The sequence below is a fragment of the Catenulispora sp. EB89 genome (assembly GCF_041261445.1).
Taxonomy (GTDB): domain Bacteria; phylum Actinomycetota; class Actinomycetes; order Streptomycetales; family Catenulisporaceae; genus Catenulispora.
The window spans coordinates 175,711-188,327 of sequence record NZ_JBGCCU010000010.1; the positions used below are offsets into that span (position 1 = coordinate 175,711).

Below are 12,617 nucleotides of genomic sequence, written 5' to 3' on the forward strand. Positions count from 1 at the left end.
ACCCGCAACCGGGAGATACCGTGACGAAAGACTCAGGGCCCGTCGTCTTCGAGCCCGGCCAGACCTTCCTCGCGGTCATCTCCGAGCGCTGGAACTATCAGATCCTGCGCGAGATCTTCTTCGGCACGACCCGGTTCGGGGAGATCAAGCGGACCCTCGGCATCTCGGCGAACATCCTGACCAGCCGGCTCACCGACCTCACGGCGGCCGGCCTGCTCAGCAAGCGGGCCTACCGGGAGGACAAGCCCTGGTTCGAGTACGAACTCACCGATGCCGCCCGCGAGCTGGTGGTGCCGGCGATCGTGGCGATCACCCGGTGGGCCGAGGTCCGCGCGCCCGGGGCGGATGGCAGCCACGCCCCGCACCGGCCGCTGCTGCACACCACCTGCGGCAACGAGACAGACCCCTACCTCGCCTGCAGCGCCTGCCATGAACCCATCGCCGCGTCGAACCTGGTCCCGGTCGTCACCGACAGCCTGAACTGAGCGGCTGAACGGTCGGCGCTTCGGACGCTTCGGGCGCTTCGGACGCTTCGGCTCAACGACCCGGGAGGCATCTCACCGTCGCGCATCGGGGTCGGTGTGGCTGTGATCTCCACGAACGCGGGACCGGTCCACCTCGGCCACCTCCCACCGGGTCAGCTCCGGGTGGCGCATCGCAGAGTGCGCACGAGACGGTGGCCTCGGTGACTCCCAGCGAACGAGAGTGATGCGAGATGTCCGAGCAGAGTGCTGTGCCGAGCCCGCCGCCGACCGCTGTGATGATGCAGCTGCTGGGCGGTTTCCAGATCTCCCAGGCCCTGTACGCGATCGCGGATCTGGGCGTGCCGACGATCCTCGACGAGCAGGGTCCCACCACCGTGGCCGTGCTGGCCGAGCGCACGAACGCGAACCCCGACGCCCTGCGCCGGGCCGTCCGCGCCCTGGCGACGGTCGGGGTGTTCACCACGGACGGCGAGACCGTGCACCTCACACCGCTCGGGGCCACCCTGTCGGAGAAGCACCCGCATTCACTGCACGGTCTCGCCCGGGCCGGGATCGAGTTCCACTACCTGCCGTTCAGCGAGTTGCGGCACACCCTGCGCACCGGCCAGCCCGCGGTCGAGAAGTACCACGGCATGCCCTACTTCGAGTGGCTCGCCGCCGACCCCGCCCGCGCGAGCCTGTTCAGCCAGGCCATGGCGACGTTGGGCGGCACCGCGCGCGCCGGCATGTTCGACGGCTACCGGCTCCCGCCCGGCCGAACGATCGCCGACATCGGCGGAGCCGACGGCAAGACGCTGGCCGACCTGCTCAGCCGGGACGACGATCCGACGCGCCGCGGCATCGTCCTCGACCGACCGGTGACGATCGAGGCCGCACGCTCCTCGGAGACAGCCGCCCGCCTCGGCGACCGCGTGGAGTTCGTCGCCGGCGACTTCTTCACCGCCGTACCGACGGCGGACATCTACATCCTCGGCTGGATCCTGCACGACTGGAGCGACGAAGACTGCCGACGCATCCTCGGCTCCATCGCCACCGCCGCCGAGCCGGGAACCAGAGTGCTGATCCTCGAAGGCCTGGTCCCCCCGGGAGACCAGCCCCACCCCATCAAGTCCATGGACCTGACCATGCTCGGCATCCTCAGCGGCAAGGAGCGCACCGAGCAGGAGTACCGCGACCTGCTCGACAGCGCCGGTTTCACCCTCGACCGAGCCGTGGCCACCCCCAGCCCGTACTCGATCCTCGAAGCCGGCCTGCGCTGAGCACGCAAATCGTCGTGGTCAGTCGAAGAGATCAGCCGAACAATCGCCGCTGTATCTCCCGCCGATAGTCCTCCAACGTCTTGTCCAGATGCACCCCCGCCGCCGCGGCCGCCGCCTCCGGGTCGCCGCGGCGGATCGCCTCGTAGATCGCGGCGTGCTCGGTGATCGCCTCGGCGGCGTGGCTGCCGAGCGCGCCGTGCAGGCCGATGGTGCTGGACTGGCGTTGCAGGCGGCGGGCCTCGCGGACCGCCGCGAGCAGGAACGGGTTGTGCGAGGCGGTGGCGATGCCGAGGTGGAACTCGTCGTCGCCGCGGTCGAACAGGGCGGTCTGGTCGGTCAGGTGGCCCTGTTCGCACAGCTGCGCCGCGGACTCGATGGCGCGGAGTTCGGCCGGGGTCGCCCGGGTCGCGGCCAGCTTGCTGGCTGCGGTCTCCTGGACCCGCCGGAACTCGAAGAGCATGTAGACGTGGTCCAGGTCGGTCGGCAGGAAGAAGCCGCCCCACCGGGAGGAGCCCAGCATGCCCTCGTCGTCGGCGACGTAGAGGCCGCGGCCCTTCTGGGCGCGGACCCGGCCGACGGCCGACAGGATCTTGATCGCCTCGCGGACCACGGTCCGGCTGGCGCCGAGGCGCTCGGCCAGCTCCTTCTCGGTCGGCATGCGGTCGCCCGGCTGGAGCCGTGATTCGGCGATCAGCTGCAGGATCTGTTCCGCGATCAGTTCATAGCCCGGACGGTAGGTGTCGGTCCGGGCCTCTTCCAGTTTTCCCGTGGACGCGCCGTCCTCCGCCAGGACGGGTGTGCCGTCCACCGTGGCCTCCCTCACTGCTGCTTGGTATCAAGTGCCAAGGAGCATACATGTGGGTCTCGTTCGGGACTAGATGGATCCTACATATATGACGACCGACGGCGCTCAAACGGTGAGCAAGTCGGGCATAAGTCCGGTCCAGATGACGCGCGCGTAAAAGAATCTTGAAGAGATGCGCCCGGCCCCCTTGACGCACACCTCCCTGCGCAGCTGTTATGTGTGCCACAGGTCACCGCCTTAGGTGTGTTACCGGTAACCGGTCGGCAACATCGGCGCGGCGGCCCGAAACCGAGTCACGTCGACCCGATGAGTAGGACACATATCTCCATTTCCGGTCCGCCCAGTCGCAGCTCGGCGGTGCCCCAGTGCAGGGGAGTCGTTCATGACAGTGAAATTCCGCGCCGCGCTCGTGGCGGTCGGAGCCGTGCTCGCGCTCGGTGCCGCCGCCTGCGGCGGCTCGAGCTCCGGGAAGGCCGGCACGGCCGGTAGCGGCGGCACCTTCAAGCCCGCCGCGCAGACCGGCGGCACGCTGACGGTCTGGGTCGACTCGACCCGACTGGCCGCCGCGCAGCTGTACCAGAAGCAACACCCCGAGGTGAAGATGGACATCGTCACCTACGACGGGGACGCCAACGGCTCCAACTACCTCCAGACCAAGGTCTCGCTGTTCAACCGGACCGGTTCGGGCTGGCCGGACGTCGTCTTCAGCGCGGAGAACAACGAGGCCGCCTGGGCGGTCCCGGCCGGCTTCACCGCCCCGCTGAACAAGGGCCTGATCCCGCAGGCCACGCTGGACGGCTGGGCCACCAACGCCAACGCCCCGTGCACCGTGGACGGCACCGTCTACTGCCTGCGCAACGACCTGTCGCAGACCGTCCTCTGGTACAACGACAAGCTCATGAAGCAGTGGGGCTACCAGGTCCCCACGACCTGGGAGCAGTACCAGGCACTCGGCCAGAAGGTCGCCACCGAGCACCCCGGCTACCTGGTCGGCGCCGCCGGCGACACCTTCACCCCCGAGGTCTACATGTGGGCCGGCAAGTGCGGCGCCAACCAGATCACCGGCGCCAAGGCCGTCACCGTCGACACCACCAGCGCGAACTGCACCAAGATGGCGGGGCTGCTCGACACGCTGATCCTGGACAAGACCATGTCGACCTCGAGCGTGTTCAGCTCGGACTTCGACAAGAACGAGGCCGACAAGATCCTGATGATGCCCGGCCCGTCGTGGTACGGCGGCGCGCTGTTCCAGGGCACCTTCAAGACCCCGGCCGGCCAGATCGGTGTCGCGCCGATGCCGCAGTGGGCCGGCGACTCCAGCCCCTCGGTGGGCAACGTCGGCGGCGGCACCTGGCTGGTCTCCGCGCACAGCAAGAACCTCAAGGCCGCGACCGACTTCCTGACCTGGGCCACGACCTCGGACGACTACCAGGGCAAGCTGGCCCCGGGCTACCCGGCCTACACGGCGGCGGCCAAGACCTGGCTGGCCGCGCAGTCGGCCTCCGGCTACTACGCCGACGACATCACCGCGCCGCTGACAGCCGCGGCCGACCAGGTGTGGACGGGCTGGGGCTACGGCCAGTTCAGCCAGGAGGCGATCTGGGCGGCCACGGTCACCCCGGGCGTCAACGCCGGCAAGACCATCACCTCCCTGCTGCCGGCCTGGCACGACTCGATCGTGAACTACGCCAAGACCGACGGATACCAGGTGGCGTCGAAGTGAGCACGCCCTCCGCGACCACCGGCCGGACCACAGCGCGGCGCGGCCTGCGCGCGCTGTGGCCCGGCCGGGCCGGCCACGGCTTCGTCGCCGCCTACGTGGTGCTGCTGATCGCCTTCGGCGTGGTGCCCACGGGCTACGCCGTGTACTTCGCCTTCACCGACGGGAACGCCCGCTTCACCGGTCTGTCGAACTTCTCCCGGGCCGCCTCCGACTTCCGCTTCGTCCCGGCCGTCGAGCACGTCGCGCTGTACCTGGTGTTCTGGCTGGCGTCGCTGGTGATCCTCGTCGTCGGCCTGTCCTTGCTGCTGCAAAGGATGTCCGCGCGCGGTGTGAGCAAGGCCCTGAGGTTCCTGTACTACATCCCGGGCGCGCTGGCCGGCGCGGCCGGCGTGATGGTGTGGCTGTTCGTGCTCGACCCCACGGTGAGCCCGGTGAGCTTCCTGCTCCGGGCGATGGGCTTCGACACCTTCGGCCAGGTCGTCGCCCCGGGCCAGCTGCCGGTCCTGTTCACCCTGATCGCGTTCTGGACCGGCGCGGGCGGGTGGATCGTGGTGATGCACGGCGCGCTCAACAACATCCCGCACGAGGTCATCGAGGCCGCGCGGATCGACGGCGCGAGCGCCTGGCAGACGGCGCGGCGCATCCAGATCCCGATGCTGCGCAAGTGGATCATCTACATGGTGATCCTGGCCTTCGCCGGGGGCACCCAGCTGTTCGTCGAACCGCAGCTGCTCGCGCAGGCCAGCGTCGGCGTCGCGGGCCGCGACTACTCGCTGAACCAGCTCTCCTACGACTTCGCCTTCCAGAACAACGACGTCAACACCGCCGCGGCCATCTCGGTCGAGCTCCTGCTCGTCGGCCTGGTCGTCGCCGCCGTGTTCGTCGCCAGATCGGGGTTCTTCGATGCCGACTGAGGGACACCCCGGCGTGTCGACCTTCCGGACCCGGACCGAGACGGCCGCCCCGCGCGCCGGCTCCGGACCGCGCCGCAGTGCCGCCGCCCGCCGCCGCAAGCCGGGCAACCCGCTGCCCGCGCTGGTGCTCGGACTGTTCGTGGTCTTCTTCGTGCTGCCGGTGCTCTGGCTGGTGCTCGCGGCGACCAAGACCGACGACCAGCTCGTGCACGGCAACCCGCTGGCGTTCGGGTCCTGGCACGCGCTGCGCGCCAACTGGGACGCGCTGACGTCCTACCAGGGCGACGCCATGTTCCAGTGGCTGCGCAACTCCGCGCTCTACTCGTTCGCGGCGCTGGTGATCACCCTGGCCGTGGCGATCCCGGCCGGCTACGCGCTGGCCATGACCGAGTTCCGCGGCCGCCGCATGCTGCTGATCGCCACCCTCGTGGTGATGCTCATGCCGAACGCCACGCTGGTCGTGCCGCTGTTCCTGGAAGTCAACGCGGTACACCTGATCGGGTCGATGTGGTCGATCATCCTCCCGTACGCGTTCTATCCGTTCGGCGTGTATCTGGCCTACATCTACTTCAGCACCGCGCTTCCCAGGGAACTGCTGGAGGCCGCGCGACTGGACGGCTGCAGCGAGCTCGGCGTCTTCCGCCGGGTCGCGCTGCCGCTGGCCGCGCCGATCGTGGCGCTCGTCGGGTTCTTCAGCTTCGTGGCCAACTGGACCAACTACTTCCTGCCCTACGTCATGCTGCCGCAGAGCAACCAGCTCCCGGTCCAGGTGGGCCTGGGCACGCTGCTGGACGACGTGCCGCAGTTCAACCCGACCGTCGGCAGCCTGGCCGTGCAACGTCCGGAGCTCGCGCTGGCGACGCTGCTGGCGATCACCCCGGTGCTCATCGTGTTCCTGTTCTCCCAGCGCTTCCTGGTGACCGGCATGCTCGCCGGCGCCACCAAGAGCTGAACATCCTGCAACGTCCAAACGGAGATACCTTTCATGCATCCCGTCATCAAAGCCTCTGTCCCGGTGCTCGAGCCTCCCGGCTGGGCGCTGGCCGAGCGCGAGCTCTTCGATCTGCTGGACCGGTCGTGGCGGCGGTTCGCCGAGGACTTCACCGGGCCCGGCGGCGAGCTCAGATACCACGGGACGCTTTCCACCCGCGACGGCGGCGACGACTTCTACGAGGTCTTCTTCAACTGGCCGCAGCTGTATCTGCTCGGCGGCGCCGACGACCTGCTGGCCGCCTCCGAGCGGCACTGGGAGGGCGTGACCCGCCAGCTCACGGAGCTCGGCATGCTGCGCGACGAGTACGAGCGCGGATACGACTGGTTCCACCAGGGCGAGAGCCTGCTCCTGTTCTACTTCCTGTGCATGGCCGACCCCGAGCGCTGGCGCGAGCGCGCGGTCCGCTTCGCAGAGCTCTACGTCGACTCGGTGCACCGCAACTACGACGCCGAACACCGCATCATCCGGCGCCCGCACAACGGCAGCGACCCGGACCGGGAAGGCCTGTTCGACGGCGAGTACTACCCGTGGCTGCCCAAGGAAGCCGAGATGTACGGCTTCCCCCTGAACTGGATCCTGCCGGCGGGCGCCGAAACCCCGCCGCTGGACCAGGATCCGCGTCTGGGCGAGCAGATGCGGCTGCGCACAGGGGTCGGCGACACCGCGGTCAACCTGGCGGCCACCAACCTCGCCCTCAACGCCCTGATCCTCACCGGTGAGGAGCGCTACCGGGACTGGATCGTCGAGTACGTCGGCGCCTGGCGCGAGCGGGCTGCCGCCAACGACGGCGTCATACCCGACAACGTCGCCCCGGACGGAACCGTCGGCGGCCTGCTGGAGGGCCGCTGGTACGGCGGCCACTACGGCTGGAACTGGCCGCACGGCTGGCACAGCGTGGGACCCGCCGCGGCGGTCGCGGCGCTGGCCGCGGCCACCGTCACCGGCGACGACTCCTACCTGGACCTGGTCGGCCCGGCGCTCGACGAGCTCATCGCGCGCGGCAAGACGATGGCCTTCGCCGACGCGGACTCCAGCTTGCAGTCCAAGTGGACCATCCAGCTGCTCGACGACGTCCGGACCCCGACCTTCCACGTCCCGTACCGGCACGGCGACGAGGGCTGGTTCGACTACAACCCGATGCCGCTGGTCGTGCCCGCCGCGCTGTGGCACCACACCGCCTCCGACGCCGACCGCGAGCGCATCGAGCAGCTGCGCGAGGCCTCCGGCATCGACTGGAGCGTCATCCGGCCGTTCCGCAGCAAGGAGGAATCAGGGCACGAAGAGCCCTGGTTCGCCTTCCTGGCCGGCGACGACCCCGGCTACCCCGAGCGCATCCTGGCCACCGCGCAGGCCCAGACGCGCCACCGCCTGACCCGCATGGAGCGCTACCGCGACCTGGACGTGCCCGAGGCCGACATCCACCTGTGGCAGCAGTCGAACCCGGTGGCCACCGAGGCCCTGGTCCAGCTCACCTGGGGCGGGCCGCAGGTGCTGTACAACGGCGGCCTCCAGCAGGCGCGCGTGCGCTACTACGACGCCGAATCGCGCCGCCCGGGCCTGCCGCCGTCGGTCGCGGCACTGGTGTCCAGCATCGATCCGCGCGCCACGGTCGTGGAGCTGGTGAACCTCGACCCGGAGCAGGCGCGCACGGTGATCGTGCAGGCTGGCCCGTTCGCGGAGCACACCATCGCCGCCGTCGAGTACACGGCCTGCGAGGACTCGTCGTGGATCGGCGACCTCTACGACTACGGACACCGGCCGCCGATCGAGACGTCGGAGTCGGCCGAGGTCGGCGGGCCGTGGCTCACCGTCGAGCTGCCGCGCTCCACGCGGGTGCGGCTGACGCTGCGCCTGGAGCTGCGTACGCGGCAGCCGTCCTACCGCACGCCATTCGACGCCGAGCCCGCGCGGACGGACGGCTCGGCGTGACCTCGGAGTATCAGAACCCTGTGGTTCTGGATTCGCGGCTTCACTTCTGGGACCCGCGCGGGAGCATCAGCTGCCCGAGCGTCGGACTCGTCGCCGCCTGCCCGCAGACGCGCCCCTTCGACAGGAAAGCCCTGACATGCAGCGCATAGCCCAAGTCGCCCGGCTGCGACCCGAGCTGCGCGAGGAATACCTCGCCCTGCACCGCGAAGTCTGGCCGGGTGTCGAGGCCGCACTGCGCGCGGCGCACATCCGCAAATACAGCATCTATCTCCACGGCGACCTGCTCTTCGCCTACTACGAGTACCACGGCGCGGACTTCGCCGCCGACCTGGAAGGGATCATCAAGGCCGATCCCGAGACGCAGCGGTGGTGGACCTTCACCGACCCCTGCCAGGTCCCGTGGCCGGACTCCGCCGACGGCAGCCGCTGGTCGGACCTGCCGGAGATCTGGCATCTCAGCGACGAACCACGCGTGTGACCGCTAACATCGCGCACAACCAGCAGTGGAACCTCGGCTGACCGTCCGCCGCACCAGACCTCTGTCCGGGGCCGTGACCGACGCCCCCGGCCCCGGGCAGAGCCCGATTCCCGTCACCACCGACGGCACCGCGCCGTCTGCTCTCCGCAAAGAAGGACGCTGACACCATGACGACGCCGCTGGCCGTGCGGTACACCGCCGCCCGCACCCTGACGACCGGCCCGGCCGAAACCGCGGCCCCGGGGCCCGGAGAGGTGGAACTCGCCCCCGCCTACGTCGGGATCTGCGGCATCGACCTGCACATCTTCCACGGCGACATGGACGCGCGGGTCAAGACGCCGGCCGTCATCGGACACGAGATGTCCGGGCGGGTGCTCCGCGTCGGCCCCGGCGTCGCGGGCTTCGCGCCCGGCGATCCGGTCACGGTGATGCCGCTGCGCTGGGACGGCACCTGCCCGGCCTGCCTCCGCGGGCATCGGCACGTGTGCCAGAACCTTGATTTCCTCGGCATCGACTCGCCCGGCGCGCTGCAGCAGCGCTGGACCGTGCCCGCCTCGACGCTGGTCCGGCTGCCGGAGTCGCTGCCGCTGGACCGGGCGGCGCTGGTGGAGCCCACGGCCGTGGCCGTGCACGACGTCGCCCGCGCCGGCGTGCGCGACGGCGACCGGGTCGTCGTGGTCGGGGCCGGACCGGTCGGCGTGCTGATCGCCGTGGTGGCGCGGGCCGCCGGCGGCGACGTGCGGGTCGTGGAGCCGAACGCGCACCGTCGGCGGCTGGCCGAACGGCTGGGGCTGCGGACGTGGGACCCCAGCGCGGATTCCGCCGACGGCGCCGGCGATGGCGGCGGCGCCGTGCTTGAGCGCGTCCGCGAATGGACCGGGGACGCCGGCGCGGACGTCGCGTTCGAAGTCTCCGGCGCCGAGGCCGGCGTCCAGACCGCGGTGGACGTGCTCGCGGTGCGCGGCCGGCTGTGCCTGGTCGCCAGCCACCCCCGGCCCCGGCCGGTGAACCTGCACCGCTTCTTCTGGCGGGAACTGACGCTGATCGGCGCCCGGTTGTACGACCGCGAGGACTTCGAGACCGCCGTGCGCCTGGTCGCCGAGGGCACCGTCCCGGCCGAGCAGCTGATAAGCAGGGTCGTGCCACTCGCCGACGCGCTCGGCGCCTTCCAGTCGCTGGAAGCCGGCCACGACGTCAAGGTCCTGGTGGACTGCACCGACTCCTCTTCGGAAGGCCTGGCATGAGCACGAACCGATTCGACCTCACCGGGCGCCTGGCCGTCGTCGAGCGTCCGGTCGACATCCTGGTCAACAACGCCGGCACCATCGCGCGCACCCCCGCCGCTCGGCACTCAGGTCGCCCGGAATATCGAGCTGTACCGGGCGAGCGTTCCCGAAGCCCTGTGGTCCTCCTTACGGTCCCTGGGTCTGATCAGCGTTTAATCATTGGCCGCGATGGGAGATCGCTGGTAGACATCCGTCGTGTATACGACTCCCGAGCTGCCTGAGCTGCTCAAGCTGATCGACGACCGGTCCTCCGCCTTCCGCGCCGCGGTGCAGTCCGCGCCTGATCTCGAGGCGGAGGTCGCGGGCTGCCCCGGGTGGACGCTGATGGTCCTGGCGCGGCACCTGGGCGGCGTGCAGCGCCGGTGGGCCGCCATCGTCGCGGCCGGCCCGGCCGACGAGCCGCCGGCCGGGACCTGGCAGACGGCGGCCGAGTCGGCGCCGGAGGAGCGCGAGGCCCTGCTCGACTGGCTCGCCGAGTCGACCCGGCAGCTGGTCGACGCGCTGCGCGAGGCCGGTCCGGACCGGGGCTGCTGGACCTGGTGGGGCGACACCCAGTCGCCGGAGACCTCCGGCGCCGTCGCCCGGCACCAGGTGCAGGAGGCAGCGGTTCACACCTACGACGCCCAGCTCGCGGCCGGTGTCGCGGAGCCGCCGGCGCTGCCGACGGAGGCGGCGATCGACGGCGTCGAGGAGTTCAACACCACCTGCGGCACCACCGAGACGCCCTGGCCGCACGAGCCCGCGACCCTCGATGTCCACGTCACCGAGGGCCACTCCTGGCGCCTCACGCTGTCCGCCGACGGCTCGAAGGTGCGCCAACTGTCGGACGCCGACGCGGGTTCGGAGGCGACCGCCTTCATCCGAGGCACGGCGAGCGACGTGGTCCTCGCGTGCTACGACCGGATCCCGATGGACCAGCTGGAGCTCGGCGGCGACGTGAGCGTTGTCGAACGGCTCCGCGCCTGGGATTTCTAGCCGGGCACAGGTTCTATAGGGACGGGTCGAAGAACGGCCGGTCGTAGACCTCGAACAAGCGGATCGAGGCCCAGCACCCGGCGTCGAGGGCGGTGACCGTGACCCGGAGGTGGCGCGTGGTCGCGGCGAAGCCGACGGTCTGGACCTGCGCGGTACCGGCGGTCGCGGTCAGGTCGGCGAGGGTGGTCCAGGACGAGCCGTCGGTGGAGGCGCCGATCCGGTAGCTGTAGCGGTGGCCGTCGAATTCCCAGGCCAGGCGCGCCCCGGTGACGGGGGTGACGCTGCCGAGGTCGACGCTCAGCCAGTGGCCGGTGGCACCGTCGGCCGCGCACCAGCGGGTGGCGGTGTCGCCGTCGACGGCGTTGGCGGCGAGGTTGCCGTGCGCGGTTTCGATGCTGTCGGCGCTGGTCGCGCGGGTGCGGGCGATGTCGGTGGGGATGACGGCTCGGTCCAGGACGATCGCGATGACGGTGTCATCCGGGTAGCGGGTGCGGTCGATGCCGGTGATCGTGGCCTGGTTTCCGGCGCCGGCGCTACCACCGGTGCCGATGCTGAGCTGGAGCGGCGCGTGCGAGACCACGTCGTAGGCCCGTACCGCGTGGGCGTCGCCGAGAGCAGGCGTGGTGAACGTGCTTCCGGAGTAGCCGGGTAGCAGGTGGACGTAGACGGTGTTCGTGCTGAAGGTGAAGCCGTACTGGCCGTCCACCGGGTCCCACGGTCCGCCGCGCGTGTTGTAGACCGCCTCCCCGTTGGCCTTCATGAACGTGCCGAGCTGCTGCATCAGCGCGGCCTGATTGGGCCCCAGGTGCTGCCGACGCTGAACGTCTTTCTGCACCAGGTGCCCGGACCGCAGCCGGCCGGTGGGCACCGCGCCGCCCTCGTCGACGTCGTAGTCGCCGATCCAGCCCGATCGCGGGGTGGCGGTCGCGGTCGGCTGGGACTGGCGCACCAAGCCGGTCAGTCCCAACGGCAGTCCGGTGCCGGTCTCCGTCGCGCCGTAGGCGGCGTCCACCGGCCAGCCGTTGCCGGAGTCCCGGTAGCGGCCCGGCTCCCAGAAGAACGAGGCGTCGGCGTCAGTGCCCTGCTCGGCCAGCCAGCCGCCGTCCCACCAGAAGTCGTCCAGCGCGCCGTACTGGGTGACCAGCTCCTTGACGCACTGGTACACCTCCTCCTTCATCAGCCGGGCGTTCTCGCGGTGCGCCGGGTCGGTGCCGGTGACGTCGTAGTAGCCGGGGTAGCGCCAGTTGATGGGGGAGTAGTAGAGGCCGACCCGCAGTCCTGCGGCGCGCACCGCGGCGACGTATTCCCTGACGAAATCGCGCTTCAGCGGTGCCTGTCCGGCGTTCCAGCTCAAGGGATAGCTGCTCGGCCACAGGGCGAAGCCGTCGTGGTGCCGGGCCGTCAGCACGGTGTAGCCGGCGCCGAGCTGCTGGGCCAGCCGGGCCCAGTCAGCGGGCCGACAGGCGTCGGCGGTGAACTGCTGCGGTGAGGACTGCGTGACGAAGTTCTGGTAGGCGGCGGGCGTGATCGCGGCCGAGTGCATGTACCACTCGCCGTGCGCCGGGCCGGCGTAGACGCCCCAGTGGATGAACATGCCCAGGCGGGTGTCGCGCAGCCATTGGATCGTCGCGTCAGGCTGCTGCCACATGCCCTGGTCGAGCTTCGGGATCCGTAGCGGGACCAACGGGTTCGTCATCAGGGGTCTCCGAAACTGTCGGGAAGCTTGCCGTGCCGCCGAGCGGCTAGTAGCCTCCGTCGCGCAAGGCAGA

11 protein-coding genes and 1 pseudogene are annotated in these 12,617 nt (G+C 70.4%); 10 read left to right on the forward strand and 2 right to left on the reverse strand.

Annotated features, from left to right (window positions below):
• Positions 1 to 20: 20 nt before the first annotated feature.
• Together ABH920_RS22840 and ABH920_RS22845 are read left to right on the forward strand one after the other, a co-directional pair.
• Positions 21 to 485, forward strand: a complete 465-nt coding sequence (locus tag ABH920_RS22840; protein WP_370351114.1) for a winged helix-turn-helix transcriptional regulator — start codon at positions 21 to 23, stop codon at positions 483 to 485.
• Positions 486 to 715: 230 nt separating this feature from the next.
• Positions 716 to 1,744, forward strand: coding sequence for a methyltransferase (locus ABH920_RS22845; RefSeq protein WP_370351115.1), 1,029 nt, complete (start codon positions 716 to 718; stop codon positions 1,742 to 1,744).
• 31 nt (positions 1,745 to 1,775) lie between these two features.
• On the opposite strand, the gene ABH920_RS22850 is transcribed toward ABH920_RS22845, so the two are convergent.
• Entirely contained in the window at positions 1,776 to 2,504 is a 729-nt protein-coding gene (locus ABH920_RS22850; protein ID WP_370351237.1) for a FadR/GntR family transcriptional regulator, read from the reverse strand.
• Between the two features lie 427 nt (positions 2,505 to 2,931).
• Here ABH920_RS22850 and ABH920_RS22855 point away from each other — a divergent pair, with 427 nt between their 5' ends.
• The 8 genes and pseudogenes from ABH920_RS22855 to ABH920_RS22890 all read left to right on the forward strand — a co-directional run bounded on the left by ABH920_RS22855 (position 2,932) and on the right by ABH920_RS22890 (position 10,848).
• Complete coding sequence (locus ABH920_RS22855; protein WP_370351116.1) at positions 2,932 to 4,272, forward strand: ABC transporter substrate-binding protein; 1,341 nt, start codon at positions 2,932 to 2,934, stop codon at positions 4,270 to 4,272.
• A 44-nt stretch (positions 4,273 to 4,316) separates the two neighbouring features.
• Entirely contained in the window at positions 4,317 to 5,186 is an 870-nt protein-coding gene (locus tag ABH920_RS22860) for a carbohydrate ABC transporter permease (protein WP_370351238.1), read from the forward strand.
• Positions 5,176 to 6,138 (forward strand): carbohydrate ABC transporter permease, encoded by a 963-nt coding sequence (locus tag ABH920_RS22865; protein ID WP_370351117.1) that lies wholly within the window; start codon positions 5,176 to 5,178, stop codon positions 6,136 to 6,138. Before ABH920_RS22860 ends, ABH920_RS22865 begins: the two co-directional genes overlap by 11 nt.
• A 33-nt stretch (positions 6,139 to 6,171) precedes the next feature.
• Positions 6,172 to 8,109: a hypothetical protein gene (locus tag ABH920_RS22870; RefSeq protein WP_370351118.1), complete on the forward strand. Its 1,938-nt coding sequence runs from the start codon at positions 6,172 to 6,174 to the stop codon at positions 8,107 to 8,109.
• A 136-nt stretch (positions 8,110 to 8,245) separates the two neighbouring features.
• Complete coding sequence (locus tag ABH920_RS22875) at positions 8,246 to 8,587, forward strand: L-rhamnose mutarotase (RefSeq protein WP_370351119.1); 342 nt, start codon at positions 8,246 to 8,248, stop codon at positions 8,585 to 8,587.
• A gap of 167 nt (positions 8,588 to 8,754) precedes the next feature.
• The gene (locus tag ABH920_RS22880; protein ID WP_370351120.1) at positions 8,755 to 9,831 is read left to right on the forward strand and encodes a zinc-binding dehydrogenase; all 1,077 of its coding nucleotides are present in this window, start codon (positions 8,755 to 8,757) and stop codon (positions 9,829 to 9,831) included.
• Between the two features lie 14 nt (positions 9,832 to 9,845).
• Positions 9,846 to 9,941 (forward strand): annotated as a pseudogene (locus ABH920_RS22885) (2-deoxy-D-gluconate 3-dehydrogenase); the annotation flags it as partial.
• Positions 9,942 to 10,068: 127 nt separating this feature from the next.
• The gene (locus ABH920_RS22890; protein ID WP_370351121.1) at positions 10,069 to 10,848 is read left to right on the forward strand and encodes a maleylpyruvate isomerase N-terminal domain-containing protein; all 780 of its coding nucleotides are present in this window, start codon (positions 10,069 to 10,071) and stop codon (positions 10,846 to 10,848) included.
• A gap of 13 nt (positions 10,849 to 10,861) precedes the next feature.
• On the opposite strand, the gene ABH920_RS22895 is transcribed toward ABH920_RS22890, so the two are convergent.
• The gene (locus ABH920_RS22895) at positions 10,862 to 12,544 is read right to left on the reverse strand and encodes an alpha-L-fucosidase (protein ID WP_370351122.1); all 1,683 of its coding nucleotides are present in this window, start codon (positions 12,542 to 12,544) and stop codon (positions 10,862 to 10,864) included.
• Positions 12,545 to 12,617: the final 73 nt, after the last annotated feature.